Origin of the sequence: Corallococcus exercitus (assembly GCF_003611585.1) — a bacterium.
GTDB lineage: Bacteria > Myxococcota > Myxococcia > Myxococcales > Myxococcaceae > Corallococcus > Corallococcus exercitus.
In genome coordinates this window covers 1-22,602 of record NZ_RAVW01000124.1, presented here as the reverse complement: position 1 = coordinate 22,602, position 22,602 = coordinate 1, and the positions used below count along the sequence as shown (strand labels likewise).

At 69.7% G+C, this 22,602-nt stretch carries 21 protein-coding genes; 10 read left to right on the top strand and 11 right to left on the bottom strand.

The features are described 5' to 3' along the window. Window positions 1–1,020: hypothetical protein (locus D7W79_RS46450; RefSeq protein ID WP_338078808.1), on the top strand; the 1,020-nt coding region annotated here is incomplete at its 5' end. A 3-nt stretch (window positions 1,021–1,023) separates the two neighbouring features. On the opposite strand, the gene D7W79_RS17350 is transcribed toward D7W79_RS46450, so the two are convergent. Then, window positions 1,024–1,596, bottom strand: a complete 573-nt coding sequence (locus tag D7W79_RS17350) for a PIN domain-containing protein (protein ID WP_158616986.1) — start codon at window positions 1,594–1,596, stop codon at window positions 1,024–1,026. A gap of 23 nt (window positions 1,597–1,619) precedes the next feature. Continuing rightward, window positions 1,620–2,111, bottom strand: coding sequence for a helix-turn-helix domain-containing protein (locus D7W79_RS17345; RefSeq protein ID WP_244221820.1), 492 nt, complete (start codon window positions 2,109–2,111; stop codon window positions 1,620–1,622). A gap of 165 nt (window positions 2,112–2,276) precedes the next feature. On the opposite strand from D7W79_RS17345, the gene D7W79_RS17340 reads away from it, so the two are divergent. Together D7W79_RS17340 and D7W79_RS17335 are read left to right on the top strand one after the other, a co-directional pair. After that, on the top strand, window positions 2,277–4,175 hold the full coding sequence (locus tag D7W79_RS17340; protein ID WP_120526498.1) for a ribonuclease R family protein: 1,899 nt from the start codon (window positions 2,277–2,279) through the stop codon (window positions 4,173–4,175). Between the two features lie 2 nt (window positions 4,176–4,177). Continuing rightward, window positions 4,178–4,441 (top strand): hypothetical protein, encoded by a 264-nt coding sequence (locus D7W79_RS17335; RefSeq protein ID WP_120526492.1) that lies wholly within the window; start codon window positions 4,178–4,180, stop codon window positions 4,439–4,441. A gap of 216 nt (window positions 4,442–4,657) precedes the next feature. On the opposite strand, the gene D7W79_RS17325 is transcribed toward D7W79_RS17335, so the two are convergent. Further along, the gene (locus D7W79_RS17325) at window positions 4,658–5,413 is read right to left on the bottom strand and encodes a hypothetical protein (RefSeq protein WP_244221819.1); all 756 of its coding nucleotides are present in this window, start codon (window positions 5,411–5,413) and stop codon (window positions 4,658–4,660) included. A gap of 71 nt (window positions 5,414–5,484) precedes the next feature. Then, the gene (locus D7W79_RS17320; RefSeq protein WP_120526490.1) at window positions 5,485–5,973 is read right to left on the bottom strand and encodes a YkgJ family cysteine cluster protein; all 489 of its coding nucleotides are present in this window, start codon (window positions 5,971–5,973) and stop codon (window positions 5,485–5,487) included. A gap of 422 nt (window positions 5,974–6,395) precedes the next feature. Between D7W79_RS17320 and D7W79_RS17315 the strand changes: the two genes are divergently transcribed. After that, window positions 6,396–8,438, top strand: a complete 2,043-nt coding sequence (locus D7W79_RS17315; RefSeq protein ID WP_120526489.1) for a PilZ domain-containing protein — start codon at window positions 6,396–6,398, stop codon at window positions 8,436–8,438. Window positions 8,439–8,480: 42 nt separating this feature from the next. Here the strand turns inward: D7W79_RS17315 and D7W79_RS17310 are convergent, their stop codons facing one another. Then, entirely contained in the window at window positions 8,481–9,464 is a 984-nt protein-coding gene (locus tag D7W79_RS17310; RefSeq protein ID WP_120526488.1) for an NYN domain-containing protein, read from the bottom strand. Window positions 9,465–9,668: 204 nt separating this feature from the next. Between D7W79_RS17310 and D7W79_RS17305 the strand changes: the two genes are divergently transcribed. Beyond that, window positions 9,669–10,103, top strand: coding sequence for a hypothetical protein (locus D7W79_RS17305; protein ID WP_120526487.1), 435 nt, complete (start codon window positions 9,669–9,671; stop codon window positions 10,101–10,103). A 13-nt stretch (window positions 10,104–10,116) separates the two neighbouring features. Here D7W79_RS17305 and D7W79_RS17300 read toward each other — a convergent pair whose 3' ends face one another. The 4 genes from D7W79_RS17300 to D7W79_RS17285 form a co-directional block, all read right to left on the bottom strand. Further along, window positions 10,117–11,130, bottom strand: coding sequence for an ABC transporter substrate-binding protein (locus tag D7W79_RS17300; RefSeq protein ID WP_120526486.1), 1,014 nt, complete (start codon window positions 11,128–11,130; stop codon window positions 10,117–10,119). Window positions 11,131–11,198: 68 nt separating this feature from the next. Next, window positions 11,199–11,960, bottom strand: a complete 762-nt coding sequence (locus D7W79_RS17295) for an ABC transporter permease (protein ID WP_120526485.1) — start codon at window positions 11,958–11,960, stop codon at window positions 11,199–11,201. A gap of 13 nt (window positions 11,961–11,973) precedes the next feature. Continuing rightward, the gene (locus tag D7W79_RS17290) at window positions 11,974–12,891 is read right to left on the bottom strand and encodes an ABC transporter ATP-binding protein (RefSeq protein ID WP_120526484.1); all 918 of its coding nucleotides are present in this window, start codon (window positions 12,889–12,891) and stop codon (window positions 11,974–11,976) included. 139 nt (window positions 12,892–13,030) lie between these two features. Next, a complete protein-coding gene (locus D7W79_RS17285) occupies window positions 13,031–13,576 on the bottom strand; it encodes a hypothetical protein (RefSeq protein WP_120526483.1) in 546 nt (181 codons plus the stop codon). A gap of 225 nt (window positions 13,577–13,801) precedes the next feature. Here D7W79_RS17285 and D7W79_RS17280 point away from each other — a divergent pair, with 225 nt between their 5' ends. The 4 genes from D7W79_RS17280 (at window position 13,802) to D7W79_RS17265 (ending at window position 18,647) form a co-directional block, all read left to right on the top strand. Then, window positions 13,802–14,896 (top strand): glucose 1-dehydrogenase, encoded by a 1,095-nt coding sequence (locus D7W79_RS17280; RefSeq protein WP_120526482.1) that lies wholly within the window; start codon window positions 13,802–13,804, stop codon window positions 14,894–14,896. Then, the gene (locus D7W79_RS17275; RefSeq protein WP_120526481.1) at window positions 14,893–16,746 is read left to right on the top strand and encodes a glycoside hydrolase family 15 protein; all 1,854 of its coding nucleotides are present in this window, start codon (window positions 14,893–14,895) and stop codon (window positions 16,744–16,746) included. Before D7W79_RS17280 ends, D7W79_RS17275 begins: the two co-directional genes overlap by 4 nt. A gap of 32 nt (window positions 16,747–16,778) precedes the next feature. Continuing rightward, window positions 16,779–17,921, top strand: a complete 1,143-nt coding sequence (locus tag D7W79_RS17270) for an App1 family protein phosphatidate phosphatase (protein ID WP_120526480.1) — start codon at window positions 16,779–16,781, stop codon at window positions 17,919–17,921. A 126-nt stretch (window positions 17,922–18,047) separates the two neighbouring features. Beyond that, a complete protein-coding gene (locus D7W79_RS17265) occupies window positions 18,048–18,647 on the top strand; it encodes a hypothetical protein (protein ID WP_120526479.1) in 600 nt (199 codons plus the stop codon). 10 nt (window positions 18,648–18,657) lie between these two features. Here the strand turns inward: D7W79_RS17265 and ppk1 are convergent, their stop codons facing one another. Continuing rightward, window positions 18,658–20,823, bottom strand: a complete 2,166-nt coding sequence (gene ppk1, locus D7W79_RS17260; protein WP_120526478.1) for a polyphosphate kinase 1 — start codon at window positions 20,821–20,823, stop codon at window positions 18,658–18,660. 211 nt (window positions 20,824–21,034) lie between these two features. Here ppk1 and D7W79_RS17255 point away from each other — a divergent pair, with 211 nt between their 5' ends. Next, entirely contained in the window at window positions 21,035–21,532 is a 498-nt protein-coding gene (locus D7W79_RS17255) for a hypothetical protein (RefSeq protein WP_244221818.1), read from the top strand. A gap of 12 nt (window positions 21,533–21,544) precedes the next feature. Here D7W79_RS17255 and D7W79_RS17250 read toward each other — a convergent pair whose 3' ends face one another. After that, window positions 21,545–22,600: a trigger factor gene (locus tag D7W79_RS17250; RefSeq protein ID WP_244221817.1), complete on the bottom strand. Its 1,056-nt coding sequence runs from the start codon at window positions 22,598–22,600 to the stop codon at window positions 21,545–21,547. Window positions 22,601–22,602: the final 2 nt, after the last annotated feature.

Here is a 22,602-nt window from a genome sequence, read left to right as displayed (position 1 = left end):
TCGGCAGCGTCAGATGTGTATAAGGGGCAGGTGTTGGGGTGGGGTGGAGCGCAGGCGAAGGGGTGGCATGTCGACTACGACCTGCAGACGCAGCTGTTCCTGGACCGCACGTACCTGTTCGTGTCACCCAACCGCATCCAGCGGCAGGGGGACCCGGACTCGCCCGCGCCGCTGGTCTTCGAGGGCCAGTTCGCGCCGAACCTGTTCCTGCCGCAGCTGAGGCGGGACGACTTCAAGCAGGACGGGCGGGAGACGCTGTTCTCCCTGGTGTTCACGCCCAACATCCGGCTGCGGATGTTGAACACGGACAGCAACCCCATCCTGCCGCCGTCGTACCTGCCGAAGCTGACGCTCCAGGCGGTGCACCTGCGCCTGTTCCATGGGCCGGACGCGGCGGGCCCGCCCCGGATGCTGTCGCTGGGGCTGAACGTCATCGGGGGGCACTACTCCAACGGCGAGGACGGGTGCTTCTTCGCGAACCAGACGGGAAAGGACCCGAACTGCGAGCCCGCGGAGGGCACGCTGCCGTTGAACGAAATCACGGGGAGCTTCTCCACGAACCTGCTGCGCTTCGAGCTGCACGGCCGGCTGGGGTTCAACGTGGATCCCCACAGCGTGAGTGCATGGCTGGTGGGGGCGAATGCCTTCTACGAGCTGAACTCCTCCATCGGGCCCGGAGGGATGAGCCCGGCACAGCGCCAGGTGTATGGGAATGGGCACTGGGGGCTGGGGCTGGTGGGCGAGCGCGCGGTGAACGGCAACCGCTTCCGGCTGGAGGGAGCGTATTCACATCCGTTCGGGGAGACGCCGCACCAGCGGGGAACGCTGAGCGTGGAGGCGGCGGCGAATCCCCGCTGGGCGTCCGGCTTCGGCGTGTTCGCCAGGTACGTGCGGGGGCAGGACTACTACAACATCCTCTTCCTGGAGCGCATCAGCCTCTGGCAGTTCGGGCTCGTCTTCGACCTGAACCCGGGCCCACGGCTGAAGACAGACGGGGACAAGCCCCCGGGCTTCCAGTGACAGTCATCTGACGAGCGAAGGGGGCAGCAGCTCGCGGACCTCGCGGGCGAAACCCGGCACGCTGCGCGTCAGACCCTCCAGGAGCCTCGTCAGGGAGATGGGTGGATTGCGCAGGGCCTCGGCCTGGGCCCGGAGCATCTCCAGCACTGTCTCGGGTGACTGGCTGAGGAGGTGTTGAAGGAAGGTGTCGGGCGTCTGTGCCTGGAGCGTCGCGGGCAGGTGTTGCTTCTCGAAGTCCCGCAGGTTGTTCGTGACGATCGTCTGGGCGCCCACGTGGACCGCGGCGGCGAGGACGTGCCGGTCCTTCTCATGGTTGGTCATGGAGGTGATGAGCCCCTCATGGCCCGTCACCATGGCCTCGGGAAAAGCAGCCCTCATGGCGGCCACGCGCCGCGCGGCCTTCTCTTCCGGCAACCCGATGGCCTTGATGAGATTGCGGCGCGTCTCCTCGAGGATGAGCTCCGTCCAATGAATCTGGATGAGCCCTTCATGCGCCGCGCTCAACAACGTGTCGCAGACGGTGAGGGGAATCAGGACGTTCGCGTCGAGGACGACAGGAAACGGAGCATGAATCACGGGGTGGGGCGTCCTCGCGATCCTCAGTCGAGCTCGGGATAGCCCCCGGCGTCCTGGCTCTCGCGCATCATCGCGTCGAGCTGGGAGCGGCGGTCGGATTTCTGCCGTGCGCGGTACTCGAGGACGTCCTTGCTGTAGACGCGACGATGGGTGCCGGTGCGATGGAAGGGGATGCGGCCCTCGTCGAGCAACTGCACCAGGTACTGCCGCGAGACGTTGAGCAGGTTCGCGGCCTGCTGGGTCGTAAGCTCCTTGTGGACGGGGACCACGGTGACGGCATCCCCCGACGCGAGGATGGCAAGCAGCTGCTGCATCAGCGCGAGCACGTCCGTCGGCAGTGGCACGGATTCATGGTTGGGCCCCAGCAGCGAGAAGAGCGGGTGCCCGCCACCCTTGTCGCTCAGCTCCCGGGTGATGAGCCGCGCGAGCTTCCGCACCTGCTCCAGCGTCACGTCGCTGGCGGCGACAGGCTCCGACGCCCGGGGCGGAAGGTCATTGGCGGTGGGCGAAGTCACATGTGCCTCCTGGTGTGGGCCATCAGGAATCATGGTCATATCCGACGCAAACGCAAGTAGGCCTAGAGAGCATGGTCAGGATGGCACCCTGACAGACGTCTCAAGCGCAACATGCATCCCAGGATCTCCCCGCCCACCCTTCAGGTGGGTTACGACGGCGCCGACATGGACACCTCCGCCTCCCCGCGCACCGTCACCGGCCGCGTCGACGTGCATCCCCGTGGCTTCGGCTTCCTCACCGTGCAGAAGCCCGGCACCCCCGAGGTGCTGTCCGCCTTCATCACGCCTCCGGACCTGAACCCCCTCTTCGCGGGCGACGTCGTCTCCGCCACGGTGACGGCCTCCGGTGAGGGCCGGTGGACCGCGTCCGGCCTGTCGCTGGTGGAGCGCACCCGCACCGTCGTCTATGGCGAGGTCGTGTCGCGCAAGGGCGCCTTCTTCCTGCGCATCGACAAGGAGGTCTCCAACACCGACTGGCCCCTGGACCCCGGCGCCACCCCCGTCCAGCACAACGATGCCGTCGTCGCCCGTATCGCGGACGGCAAGGTCGTCCTCCTCTACAAGCTGGAGCCCGGCGCGGACCGCTCCCTGGAGCGCGTCATCGCCCGCCACGGCCTCCACCGGGACTTCCCCCCGGAGGTCATCGAGGAAGCCCTCCGCGCGAAAGAGACGCCCCACGCCCTGGGCGGCGCCCGGCGCGACCTGCGCTCCATCCCCACCGTCACCGTGGATGCGCCCTCCACCCGCGACATCGACGACGCCATCTCCGTGCTGCCCGCGGGCCCGGACGGCGCCCTGCGCCTGCTCGTGTCCATCGCGGACGTGGGCGAGTCCGTGAAGGAAGGCACTCCGCTGGACCTGGAGGCCCGCGCCCGCGCCACCAGCGTCTACCTGGCCGGCCGCGTGCTCCCCATGCTCCCGGAGGAACTGTCCGCGCACTGGCTCAGCCTGGTCCCCAACGAGGAGCGCCACTGTCTCACCGTCGAATTGCGCATCGACGCGGAGGGCCGTGTCACCGCCGCGGATGTCTATGAAAGCCTCATCCGCTCCTGGGCGCGGCTGAACTACGACGAGGTGGCGGACTTCCTCAACGACGGCACCGTGTCCGCCGCCATGGAGCCCGTGCGCGACGCCATGCCCTGGTTCCGCCTGGCGTCCGCGCGGCTCGCCGTGTCCCGAGCGGCCCGGGGCGGCATGACCATGTCCCGCGACGAGGCGCGCTTCACCTTCGACACCGCCACCGGCGCCCTGTCCGGACTCGCCGGGGAGAAGGACACCTCCGCGCACAACATGATTGAGCGCTTCATGGTCGCGGCCAACGAAGCCATCGCCTCCTGGCTGATGACCCGCGGCGTGCCCACCGTGTACCGCGTGCACGAACAGCCGGACCCGCAGCGCGTGGCGGACGTGAACGCGTTCGCTCTGCACTCGGGGTTCGCCGCGGGCTTCGGCGCGCAGCTCACCCCGCTGGCCCTGGCCGCGTTCGACCGGCAGATCGCCGGCGCGAAGGCGGAGGCCGCGCTGCGCTCCGTGCTGCGCCGCTCGCTGGGCCCGTCCCGCTACACGGTGAAGCCGGGCCCGCACTTCGGGCTGGCCGCGCCCCTGTACCTGCACTTCACGTCGCCCATCCGCCGGTACGCGGACCTCGCCGTGCACCGGCTCATCAAGGCGTACCTCCACGGCCGGCGCGACTTCGTGCACGAGGACCCGGAGATTGAACAGCTCTCCCAGCACATCAACGTGCGCGCCCGCTCCGCCAACCGAGCGGAGGCCGACCGCCACCACGAACTGGAGGCGCGCTTCATGTCCACGCGCATCGGGCAGCAGTTCCCGGCCCGCGTCGTGCGCGTGAAGCCCTTTGGCCTCGTCGCGCAACTGGATGGCATGTGGGTGGAGGGCATGGTGCCGGCGGAAGGGCTCGCGGGTGGCCCCTACCGTCCGGACGCGCGTGAGCTGTCCATGGTGGGCAAGACGCGGACCTTCACCGTGGGCATGCCCATCACCGTGAAGGTCGTCTCCACGGATGAGCAGCTGGGCCGGGTGGAGTTCGCGCTGGTGGAGTAGTCATGGGCGCGAAGACGGCCAAGGACATCTCTGGGTACGAATTCGACTGGCTCGCGTGTGATGGCGCGGGCCACGTCGGGTTCTTCAGCACGGCGGGCGGGGGTCATGCCCCCGAGGCGTTCCTGCGGGACACCGAAGCCGCTGCCACGGTGGCGCGGCGAATCACCCTGAAGGGCCTCGACTTCCCTGGTTTGAAAGTGATTGCTGGGGAACTCATCAAGACTGGAAGCCAGAAGCAGGACACAACCAGCGAGCAGGTCCAATGATCTCTGAGACAAGCAAGGCCTGGATTCACGCCGGGAAGATCCTCGCGGAGAACCCAGCGGCGCAGGTCCGTTGCCCGGAGAAGGGAGATGGCTTCCTCGCCGTTCATGATGAGGCGTTCCCAAGGGACGCGACCCGGTTCGAGCGGTATCTGGTCTGCGATGTGTGCGGAGCACGCAACGTGATGCTCATGCGTGCTTCGCCTGGAACGGAGTGACTCACCCCGCCAGCGGCAGGCCTTCCGTGGACTCCACCAGGACGTTGCCGCGCACCCAGCCCAGCAATCCGGTGGAGGACTTCACCAGGTACCAGACGTCCTCCCGCTCCCCGAGCTTCGCGGGGACGCTCGCGGCCAGCACCCGCACCTTGGAGCCCTGCGCCGTCGTGGCCACCACCGCGGACCCCGTGCGGCTCTGCGCCAGCGGGAAGGACTTCTTCACCGTGGCCTCCACACCCGCCGCCGTGGCGTCCAGGCCCACCGCGTACAGCTCCTGCGGCACGTGCACCAGCTTCCACGCCTTGCGGTCCAGCGTGTACTTGTCCCGCTTCTGCCAGAAGCCCATCCAGGTATCGACCAGGACGATGCCGTTGCCCTTCGCCTCCGTCAGCGCGCGCACGTCCCCCAGCGGCTTCACCGTCTTGCCGTCGTAGCCGTAGAGGAAGAAGCGGTGGTCGTCGTCCACGTCGCCCAGCGTGTGGACCAGCAGCTCCTTCCACTTGTCGCCCGTGTCCAGGTCCACCACCGTGAAGCCACGCACCTCGTTGCCGGAGGCGTTGCCCTGCAACGTGGCCCCTCCGGCCTTCAGCGTGAACTTCCCGTCCTTGCCCGCGCTGAGTGACACCGCGTCCGGCTTGCCGTCCCCGTCCAGGTCCACCTGCGCGGACATCACGGGCTCGTCGTTCTTCTGCGCGGACGCGGGCGCACCGGTGAGCAGCACGGCGGAGGACAGCACGGCCAGCAGGGATGTCTTCACGGAGAGAGGACCTCGGTCGGGAACAGGCCCCACCCACGCTAGCCGCCCGCCGAGCCCCCGGACACGCGCTTTCACCCCGAGCGGCGGAAGCGCCCCCGGAAGTGCCGGTCCAGATACACCTCCGCGTGCGCCAGGGCCTCGCGCGTCTCGCCAGGCAGCTCCAGCCCGGCCGCGGCCACCCGCGCCTGACGCATCGCGGAGCCCCTTCCGTCCCCAGCGGAACCCAGCCCGCGCGCCACCGTGTCCACCTTCGCGTGCGCGGCGTCCACCACGCCCTTCGCCTCCTCCAGGGACACCTCCCCCTCCGCCAGCGCGGTGAACAGCTGGCAGCGGTAGCGGCGGCAGGCCTCCGGGCGCTCCTCATAGACGGTGCAGCACAACCCGTTCAGGGCGGCGCAGCGCTGGGGGAGCACCTGCGTGCCGTCCTCCTTCACCGCCAGCGACAGGCCGCGCTGGCGCAGGGCTTCCGCCTCGGCGGGCTTCAGCGGCACCTGGGTGAAGAGGGTGCCGTCACAGCACATGCCGCAGTGGAGGCAGAGGGTGGACAGGGCGGAGGACATGGCGCGTGCGGGATAACGCCCCGTGGGGGAGCGAGTCATCCCCGACGTGTGTGTTCGCCCGGACCTCCGTCCTCCAAGGCAAGCCATGTCTCACCAGCCGACATGCGACATGTCCCTCGTGTTCCATGTGTCGGAGTCGCCCGGTTTTCATGGGTTGCGCACGACCCGAGGGGAGGGACAGGTCTGCACCTGTCTCAAAAGGCCATGCTCCTGTCCGTGATGGAAATCCTCGGCATGTGAGAAGCCAGTTCGAAACATTCCAGCGCGTGGCCAGGGACACGGCCCGAAGGTCTGAGTGCAGAAGGGGTGAATGATCTCCACTCTGTGGGAATCCGAGTTCCCCGGGTCACCTGCAACTTGGGGACAACACGGTTTCTTCGGACGTCGTAGAATCATGCCCCGCAGCACATCAGGGAGCCCCCATGCACACGGACACTCACGACGCGCCGGCTGGCCGCGAAGCCCTCCTGGGATACCGGGTGGGGACGGAGCTCAGCGCGGCGGCCTCGTTTGGAGCGGACTTCTCTTCCGGGCGTCTGGTGCAGCTGTCGCTGGAGCACCTCACGCTCCACCTGGAGTCGCGCGCGGTGCCCCGCAAGGGACAGGCCGCGTCCGTGGTGGTGGGGGAGGGTGAGCGGTGGGCCACCGCGCTGGACGCGGAGGTGATTGGCGTCAACGCCCTGCGACCGGAGGTGAGCCTGCGCTTCGTCGCGCCGCCGCTGGACGCGGGCCGCCGCATCGTGGGGCTGCTGGAGTCGCTGCGTGACAACGGCCAGCTGCTCACGCCGGAGACGCGGCCCGTGTGGCGCGAGCAGATCGACCGCGCGGAGCGGGTGTCGCGCATCTGCGAGGCGCTCGCGGCCCGGCAGGCCCGCGGGGTGCTGCGCTCGCGCGACGGCCAGGCGGTGGCGGAGGTCACCTGCGCCTTCTTCGAGCCGCTCCAGGACGTGTTCGCCTGGAACCTGCACGGCACGCTGCCCCCGGGCCCCTTCACCCTGGAGGCCTTCGGCTACTCCAGCGTGGTGCACTTCCAGATGGACGCGGCGCGCATGGAGGGCGGCCTGCTGGTGATGCCGACGCCCACGTCGCTGGTGCGCTTCCGCCACCGGTGGCTGCGCCGCACCCAGGCCAGCGCGTCCTGCACGCTGGAGTTCGACCATCCGCTCTGGCCCCAGGTGCATGTGCACCGCGGCCTGCTGGACGTCTCCTACGAAGGCCTGTCCTTCCTCACGCAGCCCGGCGAGGACCTGATGTACCCGGGCCTGCGCCTGCCGGTGATGCAGGTGTCCCTGGACGGCCACGCGCCGGTGCGCCTGCGCGCGGAGGTGCGCAACATCTCCAGCACTCCCCACGGCCGCCGCTGCGGCGTGAGCGTCCGGCCCCTGGACGCGCAGGAGGCCCGCGCGTGGCGCGCGCTGGTGGAGGCCCAGGCCCACCCCACCACCAAGGTGGAGGGCGACTGGAACGACGCCACCTGGAAGCTCTTCGAGCGCTCCGGCTACTTCCGCCTCCCGGGCAAGGAGCCGGAGAAGTTCACCAGCCTGCGCGACCAGTTCTCCCGAGCGCAGGACAAGCTCCAGGAGGCGCCGCTGCTGGGCTACCGCGTGGTGCGCCCCGCGGAGGACGGCATGGAGGCCACGCTGTCCGTGCTCAAGCCCTACGCGGGCAGCTGGATGGCGCACCAGCTGGCGCGGCACCAGCCCCCGGGCAGCCGCTCCACCGCGCGCGAGGCCCTGCGTGACATCTACCTGCGCGGCTACGAGCCCACCCAGTCCGACCCGGAGGTGAAGTGGTTCTTCGCCTACTGCGAGGCGAACGTGCGCTGGGTGCGCTACACGAAGTTCGACTTCGCCACCTGGTACGCGGACACCGGCCAGACGTGCCTCGTCCCCTTCCGCCTGATGGAGGGCGAGGTGGACAGCGTCTGGACGAAGCCCGCGAACGTGAAGGTGGGCACGCCCACGCAGGAGGAGCGCGCCAGCTTCTTCGCCCGCGTGGCCGGCACCCGCCCGGAGGCCTACCGCGAAGCGCTGGACCTGGTGCCGGAGCGCTTCGACCTGGAGACCACGCGCACCGGCTGGGGTGACGCGGGCCTGTCCCGCGAGCGCGAGCTGGTGGTGGCCCGCCATGAGGGCCGCGCCGTGGCCTTCGCGGTGTTCGAGTCCGCGCAGCCGGGCCTGAACCTCTTCAACGTGCTGGACGGCGTGCGCCTGGTGCCGCTGGAGGACGACGCGAAGCCGGAGGTGCAGGACGCGTTCGTGGCGCTCCTGGGCCACGCGGCGGAGTGGTACCGCGCGCGCGACCGCAAGGTGTTCGTCCACTACGTGGAGGCGGCCTGCGTGGAGTACGCGGAGCGCGTGTCCCTGGCGGACCTGGGCGACGGCAAGCTGTGGGTGATGTCCGCCCGACTGCTGCCGGAGTTCCTGGAGCACCTGTGCGAGTCCACCACGCCGCGCGCGGCGTAGTGGCGGCTCGCTTCGCCTGACTTCGACGACGGTGGGGGCGGCCTACAGCCCCTCGTCGTCCGGGTCCGGATAGGACTCCAGCTCCTCTTCCTCCTCCTCCACCGGGGCGGGCGCCTTGGCGTGGCGCCCCTTGCCGCCCTTGCCCTCCTGCGCCGGAGCGCCGAAGTCCGCTTCCGGGCCCACGATGTAGCCCTGGCGCCCCTGCTGGATGCGGCGCAGGACCCCTTCCTGCTCCAGCGCCTCCAGCAGCCGCGCGAAGGTGGAGAAGCCGTGGTCGCGCTCGTCGAAGTCCGGCTCCTTGCGGACGATGGTCTCCTTGACGAGCGACGGGTTGAGCGGGCCGGTCGCGCGGCGCAGCAGGCTCTGCACCACCTCGCGAGCGACCGCGGGCACCTCCGCCTTGGGCTTGCCGCCCTTGGACTCGGCGCCTTCCTTGGCGCCCTTGCCCTCGTGGCCCTTGTCGTGGCCCTTCCCGCCCCGCTTGCCGCCCTTGCCCTCGTCGGACTTGGAGCCCCGGCCGCCGTGGTCCTTGTCCTTGTGCGAGGACTCGCCCCGGTGCTTGGGCTTCATGTAGATGAACTGGTCGCACGCCCGCACGAACATCTGGGAGCTGGCCTCCCTCACGGCCAGGCCAATGACGGTGCGGCCGTTCTCACGCAGCTTGTACGCCAGGGGGCAGAAGTCGCTGTCGCCGGAGGCGATGACGAAGGTGTCAATCTGCTCGCGCGCGTAGCACAGCTCCAGCGCGTCGATGACCAGGCGCATGTCCGCGCTGTTCTTGCCGGCGCGGGTGGAGGGGGGCACGTCCACCAGCTCCACGCCCACGTCGTGCAGACGCTGCTTCGCGTCCTCGAAGCGCGTCCAGTTGCAGTAGGCGCGGCGGAAGACGACCTTGCCCTGCTCCAGGAGCTGGTCCAGCGCGGGCTGCAGGTCGAACTGGCTGGCGCTGATGCCCGTGTTGGTGACCAGGTTCTCGAAGTCGATGAAGAGTGCGATGCGGTGCTGCTCGTCGGTACGTCCAGCCAAAGGTGCCTCGTATTCGTATGCGAGCGGTCCTTGGCTCGCGTGCGCTCCACCCTACTGTGGGGACGCTGCCGCGCGCACGGTCCGTGTTCCGCCCTGAACATTCAGTGCTGCCCACCCTACGTTGGGAGGTGACCCCGGGGGCAGCGCCCCCGTGACCACGGAGGTGTCAGCATGATGCACGGATTCCCCAGACGTTTGCGAGCCATGGCGTGGACCGCCCCGACGCTCGGCCTCTTGTTGTGCGCAGGCCCTTCCCTGGCGCGTGAGCCCCAGGTCGGCAAGGACCAGGACGAGGGAGGCAACACCCCGTCGAAGTACACCGAGCCCGCGAGCACCAGCCCCTCGAACGTCGTGGGCACCGTCCGGACCACGTCCCCCGCCTTCATCACCCAGGGAGAGTCCGTGCGGCAGGTCACCCCGGAGGCGGACCGCATGCAGCAGGTCAACGGGCCGGTGGTGAAGCAGGAAGGGCTGACGTTGTACGTGAAGGACGTGTCCGGGCCGGTGGTGCCGCTGGACATGAGCGCCCTGCGCATCACCAAGCTGCCCCAGAAGGGGCAGGAGGTCCTGGCCGTCTACCAGGTGGAGAACAAGACGGAGAACGTGGCCTTGTCCCTCCAGGGTGAGAAGAAGGACTGAGGGCGGTCGCGCCTCAGTTCGGCTTCGTGGCGCCGCGCACCTCGTCCAGGACGCTCAGGTCCACGAGCCCCGCGATGTCGTCGCTGGGGATGAACCCCAGCGCCTTCGCGTGCTCGGCGGACGTCTTCAGCGCGGCGGGCACCGGGTCCAGGCTCGGCTCCAGGCGGGAGAACGCGTCCTGGAGCACGGGCGCCGGCAGGGGCTTGCGCGTGAGCTGTCCGAAGGCGGAGTTGACCGACGTGGCGAAGGCCGCCGGGTCCGCCCGCCAGCGCTCGGTCAGCTGCACGTGGATGCGCAGGAGCGCCGCGATGCGCGAGCGCTGCGTCTCCAGCGTCTTCTTCGTCGTCACCACCACCGTGGTGGGGAAGCGCTTGTCCGGCCAGAGGTCGCGCTCGTCCACCAGGATGTGACCGCCCCCTTCGGCGAGCATGCGCGCGGCCCAGGGCTCGGGCACCCACGCACCCTCGATGGCGCCCTGGAGGTACTGGGCCAGGATGTCCGGGTTGCTGATGGGAATCACCTGCACGTCGCCGCCCGCGTCCGCGGTGATGTTCAGCTTCTGGGCCTTCAGCCAGGTGCGCAGGGCGATGTCCTGCGTGTTGCCCAGCTGCGGCGTCGCCAGCTTCTTGCCCTTGAGCTCCGCGGCCGTCTTCACGTTCTTCACCACCAGCACCGCGCCGCCGTTCACCGCGCCCGCGATGATGCGCAGCTCCTTGCCGGCCTTGAGGTACGTGTTGATGGCGGGGCCCGGGCCCACGTAGGCCACGTCCACGGAGCCCGCGACCAGCGCCTCCATGGCGGCGGGGCCCGCGTTGAACTGCTTCACCTCCAGGTGGCCCATCCCGGGCTGCGACGCGAAGAGGCCCTCCGAGTTCGCCACCAGCGCCTGCGCATGCGTGATGTTGGGGAAGAAGGCCACGCGCAGGGGCGCGTTGGCGCCGGAGGGCGTGTCCTTCTTGCAGGAGGCGACGCCGGTCAGGAGGACGCAGACACCGAGGAACAGCGACAGCGGACGCGCGGAAGCCATGGTGCGTCACGCTAATGGAGATTCCCCGCCTGTTTTCAATGCCCCTGAGTGCGGAAGCGTCTTGGGGCTCACACGGACGCCGTCAGGCCCCACCGGCGCCTCAGGCGCGTCTCCACCGTCTGGAAGAGGACGCGGTCCACCGTGATGCCGATGAGGATGATGGCCAGCATCACCGCCATCACCTGCGACACGTCCATCAGCTCGCGTCCCATGGTGAGCAGCTGGCCCAGGCCGCCGGAGACGAAGAGCAGCTCCCCCGCGAGCAGCGCGCGCCACGCGAAGCTCCACCCCAGCTTGAGGCCGGTGACGATGCCGGGCAGCGCGCCGGGCAGGAGCACGCCGAAGTAGAAGCGCAGCCCCCTCACGCCCAGGGTCCGCGCCACGCGGGCCAGCTGCGGGTCCAGGCCGTTGACCGCGTCCTCGGTGGCGATGGAGATGCCCAGCACGCTGCCCATCACCACCACGAAGAGGATGGCGCTGTCGTTGAGGCCGAACCACAGGAGCGCCAGCGGCAGCCAGCAGATGGAGGGCAGGGCCTGCAGCCCCATCACCACCGGCTTCACCGCGTTGCGGAAGAAGGACAGCCGCGCGATGAGCAGCCCCAGCGGGACGCCGATGGCCACCGACATGAGGTAGGCGCGCGACAGCCGTCCCAGCGAGCGCAACGTGGCGCCCCCCAGCTGTCCATCGCGGGCCATGCCGATGAGCGCCTGAATTACCTCCAGCGGCCCGGGGAACAGGTGCTTGTTCCACACGCCGGAGCGCGACAGCCCCTCCCAGAGGGCGAAGAGCAGCGCGATCATCCCCAGCTTCTGCGCCCACTTGAGCATGGTGGTGTCCTCTCTAACGGCCGGTCACGATGCTCGGGCGGGGCAGGCTGGATGGCGTGCGCGTGCGGCGCTGCAGGCCTTGCGTGGGCGGGGTCTCCAGGGCCGACCCTTCCGCGGCGCGCAGGCGGTGGCGGATGTCGCGCGCCATCGCGTCCAGGGACGGGTCCTCCAGCGAGCGCGGCATGGGCAGGTGGATCTCCAGGTCCTCCACCACGCGGCCCGGGCGGGGCGCCATCAGCACCACGCGGGTGCCCAGCATCAGGGCCTCCTGCACGTCGTGGGTGACGAACACCACCGTCTTGCCGGAGTTCAGCCAGATGGACTGCAACAGCTCCTGCATGTGCACGCGCGTCTGGGCGTCCAGCGCGCCGAACGGCTCGTCCATCAGGAGCACGTTGGGGTCCACGGCGAGCGCCCGGGCGAGGCTCGCGCGCATCTTCATGCCGCCGGAGAGCTCATGGGGCAGCGTGTCCGCGAAGCCCTCCAGGCGCACGCGCTGGATGAAGGTGTCCGCCCGCTCGCGGCGCTCGGCGCGGGGCACGCCCCGGGCGCCCAGCGCGAAGGTGATGTTGCCGCGCACGGTGAGCCACGGGAACAGCGCGGCCTCCTGGAACATCAGGAGCCGGTCCGGCCCGGGCCCCTGGATGGGCTTGCCGTCAATGGCCACGCTGCCGCCCGTGGGGGCCACGTGGCCCGCCAGCGCGTAGAGCAGCGTGGACTTGCCGCAGCCGGACGGGCCGAGCAGGCAGACGAACTCCCCCGAGCGGACATTGAGGTTCACGTCCTTCAGCGCCACGACCTTGTTGGCGTAGTGGTGGTCCAGCTGGGCAATGGAGATCTTCGCCCGGTCCGCGTTGACGTTCGCGGGCCGGAGCAGGTGGGGCGCCGCCCGGCGCAGGCCCCGCATCCGCTCGATGAGGCGTCGAAACATTCGCCAGAACCTATACATCTGCCCCAAGGTCGCACAGGCGGAGCCTGGAAGCGGGCAGGCGCCTTCCACTGTAGGACAGGAAGTGAAGTCCGCGGCGCCTGGCCGGCTGCTTTGACGTCCGCGCCGGACGCTTCCGCCGTCAGGGGGTGGCGGCCCGCTCCGCCTTGCGGTGCGCCAGCGTGCGGGAGAGCAGCCACAGGCTCAGGGCGAGCACGCCCAGGCCCACGACGGTGAAGGCGGCGCCCACGCGCAGCGACGCCTGACGGTCGTCCCGGAACACCGCGAGTGCGTCCGTGCGGGGACCCGTGAGGTAGCGCCGCACGGTGTCCGCGAAGGCCTGGGCCTCCGCCTCGTCCTCCGTCCACTGGTAGGCGAGCGGCTGGACGCCGTGGGTCGTCTGCAGTTGGGGCCGGAAGATGGGCGCGGCGCCACTTCGGGTGCTGCGGCTGCGGGCCACCTCCACGCCCCGGACGTCCTGGGGCGCGTAGCGGCCCACCTCCTCCTCTCCCAGCCAGCTGGAGCGGGTGAGGACGCACGGGCCCTGGGGCTCGCAGCGGAAGTCCATGCGCGCCATCTGGCCGAGAAAGAACACCCCCAGCACCAGGAAGGGCAGGGCGAGCATCAGGAAGGCCGTGGCACCGATGGCGGTGGCGCGGCTGCGTCGGGAGGCGGGGGGCGCACGCACCCTTGCGTCTATAGACCCGCGCGCCCCGGGGGGGCAGTGCTTTCACGCGCCCGCGGGAGTCGCCCTCCAGGCAGGCGGGCGGTCCGGGCCGTCCAGCGCCCGTTCCCTCTGATGGGGCGGGTGGGGAGACCCGGAGCGGCGGACGGGCACTTGCGACATGGGTCCCACGTCCGCACCCCTTGTCCTGGGACTTTCAGCACTTCGCCCAGAAGGAGTCCGCCGCCCATGAAGGCCGTGGCCATCATGTTCCCCTCGCGCGAGGTGCGCGTCCTCGACGTGCCCGAACCGCGGCTGCACTCGCCCACCCAGGTCAAGGTGCGCACGCTGGAGGTGGGCGTGTGCGGCACGGACCAGGACATCCTCAAGGGCCACCACGGCGCGGCACCCAAGGGTGAGGACCACCTCGTCCTGGGCCACGAGTGCCTGGGCGAGGTGATGGAGGTGGGCGCGCACGTGCAGGGGCTGAAGCCGGGGGACCTGGTGGTGCCCCGGGTGCGCAGGCCCTGTCCGCACGCGCACTGCCCCGCCTGCCGCCATGGCCATCCGGACTTCTGCGTGACGGGGGACTTCACGGAGCGCGGCATCCAGGGCGCGCACGGCTTCTGTTCGGAGCACTTCGTGGAGGACGCGGCCTACCTGCACAAGGCGGACGACAGCCTGCGCGACGTGGCCGTGCTCACCGAGCCGCTCACCATCGCGGAGAAGGGCCTGCGCGAGGTCTCGCACATCCAGTCCCGCCTGCCGTGGAAGGTAAGCCCCGGCAAGGCGCTGGTGCTGGGCGCGGGGCCGGTGGCGCAGCTGGGCGCCATGGTGCTGATGCGCCTGGGCTTCGACGTGACGGTGTACTCGCGCAGCCCCAAGCCCAATGAGAAGGCCGCCGCATCCGAAGCGGTGGGCGCGCCGTACATCTCTTCGAAGGAGGTGACGGTGGAGGCCTTGAAGAAACAGCTGGGCGGCGTGGCCATCATCTACGAGGCGACGGGCGCGTCGCAGGTGGCCTTCGACTCACTCCAGGTGCTGGATGAGAACGGCGTGCTCATCTTCACGGGCGTGCCCGGACGCGAGGAGCCGCTGGAGCTGCAGGGGGACCAGGTGATGGGGCAGCTGGTGCTGGGCAACCGGGTGATGTTCGGCACGGTGAACGCGGCGGACAGCGACTTCCGCGAGGCATTGGAGGACCTGGCCCGCTTCCGCGCGAAGTGGCCGGGGAAGGTGGAAGCGCTCATCACCCAGCGTCACCCGCCGTCGGAGTTCGCGAAGGTGGTGGAGGCGAAGGGCGGCATCAAACACGTCATCTCATTCCAGGAGCATGCCCGGTGAATCCCCATCACGAGGACCTGAAGGGCGGCGTGGCCATTGAAGACCACGGCGTCATCGGGGACCTCCGCACGGTGGCGCTGGTGGGCAACGAAGGCACCATCGATTGGTTGTGCTACCCGCACTTCGACAGCCCCAGCCTCTTCGCGGCGCTGCTGGACCCGGAGAAGGGCGGGTACTGGCGCGTGTCCCCGGAGCCGGACGGGGTGATGAAGCGGCAGTTCTACTGGCCGGACACCAACGTGCTGGTGACGCGCTTCTACACGCCCGCGGGCGTGGGGGAGCTCATCGACCTGATGCCCCTGGGCAGGGGGGCGCAGGCGGAGGGGCGCGTCGTGCTCCGGCGCATCCGCGTGGTGCGCGGGGAGATGTCCTTCCGCATGGAGTGCTTCCCGGCGTTCAACTACGCGCGGGACGAACATGAGACGCACGTGGTGAAGGGCGGCGCGGCCTTCGTCTCCAAGAGCCTGAGCATGCAGCTGGTGACGCCCGTCCCGCTGAAGCAGGAGGGCAACGGCGTCGTCGCGCACTTCACGCTGAAGGAGAGCGAGTCCGCGGTCTTCACCCTGCGCGAGGGCGGCATCGAGGGCTGCCACCACCACCTGCACACGCACGACTCCGCGGAGAAGCTCTTCCGCGACACGGTGGACTACTGGCGCCACTGGCTGTCCAAGTGCAAGTACACGGGGCGGTGGCGGGAGATGGTGCAGCGCTCCGCGCTGGCCCTGAAGCTGATGACCTTCGAGCCGTCCGGGGCCATCATCGCCGCGCCCACGTGCAGCCTGCCGGAGTCTCCCGGCGGCACGCGCAACTGGGACTACCGCTTCTGCTGGCTGCGCGACGCGGCCTTCACCGTCTACGCGTTCCTGCGCATCGGCTTCAACGAGGAGGCCGCCGCGTTCATGCGCTGGGTGGAGAAGCGCTGCGCGGAGAACGGGGACGGACCGCTGCCCCTGATGTTCAGCCTGGACGGCACGCCGGTGCCCAAGGAGGAGGAACTCAAGCACCTGCGCGGCTACGGCGGCGCGCAGCCGGTGCGCATTGGCAACATGGCGTCGAAGCAGCTCCAGCTGGACATCTACGGCGAGCTGATGGACTCCGTGTACCTGTCCAACAAGTACGCCGCGCCCATCTCGTATGACTTCTGGCGGCACCTGCGGCGGCTGGTGGACTGGGTGTGCGACCACTGGCGGATGGAGGACGAGGGCATCTGGGAGATCCGCGGCTCGCGCCGGCACTTCGTCTATTCGAAGCTGATGTGCTGGGTGGCGGTGGACCGGGCCATCCGGCTCGCGGACAAGCGCAGCCTGCCGGCGGACCGCGCGAAGTGGCTGAAGACGCGCGACGCCATCTTCGAGGAGATCATGGACAAGGGCTGGTGCAAGGAGAAGGGCGCCTTCATCCAGGCCTACGGCCACGAAGCGCTGGACGCGGCCAATCTCCTGATGCCGCTGGTGTTCTTCCTGTCGCCGGTGGATCCGCGGATGCTCTCCACGCTGGACGTCATCCGCAAGCCGCCCAGGGATGGCGGCCTCACGTCGGACGGCCTGGTGTTCCGCTACGAGGCGAACGAGAAGCTGGATGGGATTCAAGGCAGCGAAGGCACCTTCAACCTGTGCAGCTTCTGGCTGGTGGAGGCAATGACGCGCGCGAGTTCCGTGCGGCCGGACCTGCTGGACGAGGCGCGGCTCATCTTCGAGCGGATGCAGGGCTACGCGAACCACCTGGGGCTGTACGCGGAGCAGACGGGCATGTCCGGCGAGGCGATGGGCAACTTCCCGCAGGCGCTCACGCATCTGTCGCTCATCAGCGCCGCGTACAACCTGGACCGGACGTTGGGCCGCCACGATTGACGAAGGGGACGGTAGACTCGCGCACACCCGCCATGCCCGACCTGTACCCGCTGCTGTTCCGCTTCGCCGTGAAGGCGGATGCCCACTACGACGTGCTGAGCCGCCGCGTGCGCAAGGGGCTGGGCATCGCCCCGCCGCTGCGCATCCTGCCGTACCGGGGCTATGGCACCCCGGAGCGCGTGGTCATCAAGGCGCGCGTGCTGGAGGAGCGCAAGGTGACGCCCCAGCGCCAGCGCCACACGCTGTGGAGCAGCGCCGTGGCCTCCTACAAGCGCTACATGACCCGCGAAATCGCCAGCGCGCACGTGGCGGTGCGCTGGGGGGACAAGCGCTGGGAGGGCGTGACGGACGAGGAGGGCTTCCTGGAGCTGTGGGTGCCCCCGCCGGACGGCGTGCGCTCCGGCTGGCACATGGTGGAATTGGAGCTCTTGTCACCGGAAGCCGAGGGCGTGCCGCATGTGACGGCGCCGGTGCGGGTGGCGGGGACGAGCGCGGAACTGGGCGTCATCAGCGACATTGACGACACGGTCATCGCCACGGGGGTGACGGATCCGCTCAAGCGCGCGTGGGCGCTGTTCCTCACGGAGCACCGGGTGCGGCTGCCCTTCCCGGGCGTGGACGCGTTCTACGCGGCGCTCCAGGCGGGCGCGAGCGGCACGGCGGACAACCCCATCTTCTACGTCTCCAGCAGCCCCTGGAACCTCTACGAGCACCTGGACGAGTTCCTCTCCATCCACCGCATCCCCATTGGTCCGCTGCTGCTGCGCGACTGGGGCCTGTCGCGCGATGGCTTCGCGCCGGGCGGGGGCCACGGGCACAAGCTGGACAAGATCCGCGGCGTGCTGGAGACGCTGGCGCACCTGCCCTTCGTGCTGATTGGCGACAGCGGCCAGGAGGACGCGGAGCACTACCGCACCATCGTGCGCGAGTACCCGGGCCGCATCCGCTGCGTCTACATCCGCAACGTGCCGGGGAGCTCCAAGCGCGGCGAGGAGATGCAGGCCATCGCGAAGGACATCCGCGACGCGGGCAGTGAGCTCGTGGTGGTGGACGACACGGTGGCCGCCGCGAGGCATGCGGCGCGCGCCGGGTGGATCCGCTGGGAGGAGGTCCCGGAGGTGGAGGCCCACCGCCGCGAGGACGCCGCGCGCAGCGCCCTGGGCGAGCGGGGCTGAAGATTTCCAACTCCACGCGTGACGGCGCGGTGACACCTGCACGGGGGACATGTTGAGGCTTGAGGGTGGGGACGGGGCTGTGGCACACGCGGGCCTCCCTCGCTTCATCCCCCCGAGGTCGTCGACATGTCGCGAAACACCCTGAAGTGGTCCGTGCTGGCCTCCGCGCTGCTGCTGGGCGCGTGCAACAACACGCCGTCCGAGCCGGCGCAGGAGCCCACGCCGGCGCCCGAGTCCACCCAGTCCGTGCGCACGGTGGAGTCGAAGCTGAGCCAGATCGAGCTGGAGTGGGAGGGCCCGACGCCGCTGCTCGAGTCCATCATGGAGGCCGGCAACGAGGAGTGCGACGCGTACTACAACTGGTGTGACGGCACGCTGGACGTCTACGGCTTCCCCTGGTCGTCCACGCAGGCGCCCACGCTGTCGGACGCGGTGGAGTCCGTGTTCGCGCTGATGCAGGACTCGCGCGAGCAGAGCCGCATCACCTGGACGGACCGGGGCACGGTGCCGTTCAGCACGCTGTCCGACACGCTCTTCAAGTTCGAGGCGCTGGACCCGAGCCTGCTCACGGAGCTGGGCAACAGCACGGAGCAGGTGCAGATCCGCTACTTCTACTCCACGTACCTGGTGGCTCCGGGCGCGTCTGACTGGAACCACCTGTTCATCGTGCTGTTCCCCCAGTCGCACCGCGTGGCGGTGTTCAACCTGGTGAACCACGAGATTTGAGCCGTGAGGCTCACCCCACGGGGCGGCCGCTCTGCATGTGGACCATGCGGATGGCGCGCTCCATGAGCTCTCCCTGAGCGGAGCGCTTGTCGTTGGGCGTGGCGGCGGTGCGCCGCCGCCACGTGCCGTCCGAGGCCAGCTCCCACGCGCCGCTGGTGTCCACCATGCAGCGCTCCACCACGTCGCGCACCTGCGCGGCCAGGACCGGGTCCTCCACCGGCGCCAATATCTCCACGCGGTGGTCCAGGTTGCGCGGCATCATGTCCGCGGACCCGATGTAGTAGCGCGACGCCGCGCCCCGTTCGAAGGCGTAGATGCGCGGGTGCTCCAGGAAGCGGCCCAGGTTGGACACCACCCGGATGTTCTCCGACACGCCCGGCAGCCCCGGCCGCAGGCAGCAGATGCCGCGCACGTTGAGGTCCACGCGCACGCCCGCGCGGGACGCGTCGTAGAGCGCGCGGATGATGCCCGGGTCCACCAGCGCGTTCATCTTCATCAGGATGCGCGCGGGCGCCTCCGGCGTGTGCGCCGCGACGGTCTTGCGGATCTCCTCCATCAGCCCTTCGCGCATGGTCAGCGGCGCCACCAGCAGCTTGCGGAAGGAGCGCGGCCGGCCAAAGCCCGTAAGGAAGTTGAAGACGTCCGCCACGTCCGCGCCAATGTCCGGGTCCGTGGTGAACAACCCCAGGTCCGTGTAGAGCCGCGCCGTCTTCGGGTTGTAGTTGCCCGTGCCGATGTGCACGTAGTGCCGCACCCGGTCTCCCTCGCGCCGCACGATGAGGATGGCCTTCGCGTGCGTCTTCAGGCTGGGAATCCCATACACGACGTGCACGCCCGCCTCTTCCAGCGCGTTCGCCCAGCGGATGTTGGTGCGCTCGTCGAAGCGCGCCTTCAGCTCCACCATGCACACCGCCTGCTTGCCGTGCTCCGTCGCGCGGATGAGCGCGGGCACCAGCGGTGAGCTGTCCGACGTGCGGTACACCGTCTGCTTCAGCGCCAGCACGTCCGGGTCCTCCACCGCCTCGCTCACGAAGCGCTCCACCGACGTGGTGAAGGACTCATAGGGGTGGTGCACCAGCAGGTCGCCCCGGCGCATCGCGGACATCACCGTGCCGCCGCCGTCCGGGGACTCGTTGTCCGTGCGCAGCCGCGCCTGCGTCACCGGCGTCCACGGCGGGTCGCGCTGTTCGGAGAAGCCCGGCGTCATCGCCAGCGACATCATGTCCGCCAGGTCCAGCAGGCCGTTCTCTTCGTAGACCTGCCGGGGCTCCAGTGTCAGCGCCTCCACCAGCGGCTCCAGCAGCTTCGCGCTCATCCCCGCTTGAACCTCCAGGCGGATGACGTCCCCGAAGCGGCGCTGGCTCAGCTCCGTCTCCACCGCCTTGAGCAGGTCCTCCGCGTCCTCGGACACGGTGAAGTCCGCGTCGCGCGTCACGCGGAAGAGGCTCCAGTTGAGGACCTCCATCCCGGGGAACAGGTCCCCCAGGTGCTGCGCGATGATCTCCTCCAGCGGCACGAAGAGCGTGCCCCCCTTGAGCGGCACGAAGCGGGGGAGGATCTCCTTGGGCACCTTCACCCGCGCCACGCTCTCCTCCTCGGCCACCGGGTCGCGCAGCAGCACCGCGAGGCTCAGCGACAGGTTGGAGATGTACGGGAAGTGCCGCCCCAGCCCGATGGCCAGCGGCGTGAGCACGGGGAAGATCTGCTCACGGAAGCGCTGGTCCACCTGCGCGCGCTGGTCCGCGTCCAGCTCCTTCATGGACAGGATGCGCAGCCCCTTCTCCGCCAGCGCGGGGCGCAACACCTTCTCGAAGCAGTCCGCGTGGCGGCGGCCCTGCTCCAGGATGCCCGTGTGCAGCTTGTCCAGCGTGTCGCCGGGGGACGCGCCGTCCGGCACCAGCCGGCCCACGCGCGCGGTGATCTGCTCGTGCAGCCGCGCCACGCGGATCATGAAGAACTCGTCCAGGTTGCGCGCGTAGATGGAGATGAACTTCAGCCGCTCCATCAGCGGCACCTCCGGGGACTCCGCCAGCTGCAGCACCCGGTCGTTGAAGGCCAGCCACGACAGCTCCCGGTTGAAGAACAGGTCGCTGTCCGGCACCTCCGTGCCCGGCGGGACGACATCCCGGTCCAGGGTCTTCTGGGTGGTGCTTTTCGCGGCGGCGCGCTTCGCCATGATGTGTGACTCCTCGAGATGAGCCTCAGGGTGTGCCCTCTAGCAGTCCGGCACCGCGCGGATTGTGAACTCGTACGTTCGTCCAGGAACCGGACATCCGGGCGTATCCCACCCTGAACGCCCCCGTCAGGGGCCGGCAAGGCGTGCGGGCCGTGCTCCCTCCGACAGTCCACCGCTTGAATCCGGCGGGAAGTGGCGGCATTCAAGAAGGGTGAGCACTCCCAATCCCTCCTCGCAGCCCGCTTCGGACGGGGTCCCGGCGGACACGTCCCCGGACGCCCTGTTCACGGCCTTCCGTGAAGGGGCCCAGAAGAAGTCCGGCCGCTTCACCTTCACCTGGTTCGTGGCCGCCGCGGTTCCGGTGGTGCTCGCCCTGGGCTTCTTCGTCCTCTGGCGGGCGAACGGGACGTCCTTCTCCGTCGTCACGCCGCACGGCATCAAGGTGCTGCGCGCGGGGATGACCACCCAGGAGGTGGGAGGCCTGCTGGGCAACCCGCTCACGCTCCAGAAGCAGGGCGCCCAGGACTGCTACCGCTACGGCCGGCCCAACTTCGTGAACGAGGTCTTCGTCGTGTACTCCGTCTGCTACGAGCAGGGGAAGGTGCGCGACGTGCTCACGCACCAGTACTCGGCCTGGCAGATCGACCCCGCGACGGGGACCTTCGTCGCGCCCGGGCAGCCTCCCGCGCCCAAGAACCCGGCGGGGTAGGGAGCCCCGCCCTCAGGCGAGCCCCGCCTCGGCGCCCTCGAAGGTCACCCTCGCCTGCGTCATCACGTGCTCCACGGCGAGCAGGTGCCACGCGACGTCGGTCATCTGCGCGGACGCGGCCGGGTCCGCCAGGGACTCGCGCAGCTGCGCCTCGGTGATGCCGAAGGGCTCCGAGGACTCCTTGAGCAGCTCCAGCGCGGCCTGCGGCGTGAGCTGGAGCTTGTCCCGCTGCGCGATGGCGCGGAGCACCAGGGCAATCTTCAGCCGGCGCTCCACGTCGTCGCGGATGCCCGGGTGGTGCAGCCAGCCGTCCAGCGCCTCCTGCTGCTCCTCCAGGCTGAAGAACTTCTGCGCCAGCACCTCGCCCTCCGCCTGCTGCCAGCGGCGACGGATCTCCTCGTCCACCAGCGCCTTGGGCACGGTGACGTCGGAGCGGGCGACGATTTCGTCCAGGACGCGGTTGCGCGCGTCCACCCAGAGCATGTCGGCCATCTCGCCCTCCATCTCCTCCACGATGGAGCTCATGACCTCCTCGTGCGTGGAGCCGCGGCCCAGCTGCTGGAGGAACGCGTCCGACTCCGTGTCGGGCATGCGCACCTCGCGCGCGGCCTTCACGTCCACCAGGAAGCGCGCCGGCATGCCGCGAAGCTGCTCCGCCGGGTAGTTGTCCGGCAGCACCAGCCCCACCTCCACGCTGTCGCCCACGCTGGCCTCGGCGATGACCTCCGCGAAGCCGGGCAGCATCACCTGGGGGGCCAGCTCCATCCAGTAGCCCACGCGCGTGCTCAGCGGGATGAGGCGGCCGTTGGCGTAGCCCAGGATGTCCAGCTGCACGTCGTCGCCCATGGCCAGCGCCTCGCCTTCCGCGCGCGGCCGGGCCTCCGCCTTCGCTCGGGCCAGCTCGTGGAAGCGCTCCAGGAGGTCCTCCTCCGTGAGGTCCTCGCCCTGCGGCACCCGGATGTTCAGGTTCTCCAGCGAGGGGGCCTTCACCTCCGGCAGGTCCGCCAGGTGGCCCAGGCCGGGCGCGACGGGCAGCCGCTGCACCAGCTGCCGCACGGGGGCTTCCACCG

Bases quoted from the DNA above. Each gene is read 5' to 3' on its own strand.
- D7W79_RS17340 (WP_120526498.1), top strand. From the start codon at position 2,277: ATGGACACCTCCGCCTCCCCGCGCACCGTCACCGGCCGCGTCGACGTG.
- D7W79_RS17335 (WP_120526492.1), top strand. From the start codon at position 4,178: ATGGGCGCGAAGACGGCCAAGGACATCTCTGGGTACGAATTCGACTGG.
- D7W79_RS17320 (WP_120526490.1), bottom strand. From the start codon at position 5,973: ATGTCCTCCGCCCTGTCCACCCTCTGCCTCCACTGCGGCATGTGCTGT.
- D7W79_RS17315 (WP_120526489.1), top strand. From the start codon at position 6,396: ATGCACACGGACACTCACGACGCGCCGGCTGGCCGCGAAGCCCTCCTG.
- D7W79_RS17305 (WP_120526487.1), top strand. From the start codon at position 9,669: ATGGCGTGGACCGCCCCGACGCTCGGCCTCTTGTTGTGCGCAGGCCCT.
- D7W79_RS17300 (WP_120526486.1), bottom strand. From the start codon at position 11,130: ATGGCTTCCGCGCGTCCGCTGTCGCTGTTCCTCGGTGTCTGCGTCCTC.
- D7W79_RS17295 (WP_120526485.1), bottom strand. From the start codon at position 11,960: ATGCTCAAGTGGGCGCAGAAGCTGGGGATGATCGCGCTGCTCTTCGCC.
- D7W79_RS17290 (WP_120526484.1), bottom strand. From the start codon at position 12,891: ATGTTTCGACGCCTCATCGAGCGGATGCGGGGCCTGCGCCGGGCGGCG.
- D7W79_RS17280 (WP_120526482.1), top strand. From the start codon at position 13,802: ATGAAGGCCGTGGCCATCATGTTCCCCTCGCGCGAGGTGCGCGTCCTC.
- D7W79_RS17270 (WP_120526480.1), top strand. From the start codon at position 16,779: ATGCCCGACCTGTACCCGCTGCTGTTCCGCTTCGCCGTGAAGGCGGAT.
- D7W79_RS17265 (WP_120526479.1), top strand. From the start codon at position 18,048: ATGTCGCGAAACACCCTGAAGTGGTCCGTGCTGGCCTCCGCGCTGCTG.
- ppk1 (WP_120526478.1), bottom strand. From the start codon at position 20,823: ATGGCGAAGCGCGCCGCCGCGAAAAGCACCACCCAGAAGACCCTGGAC.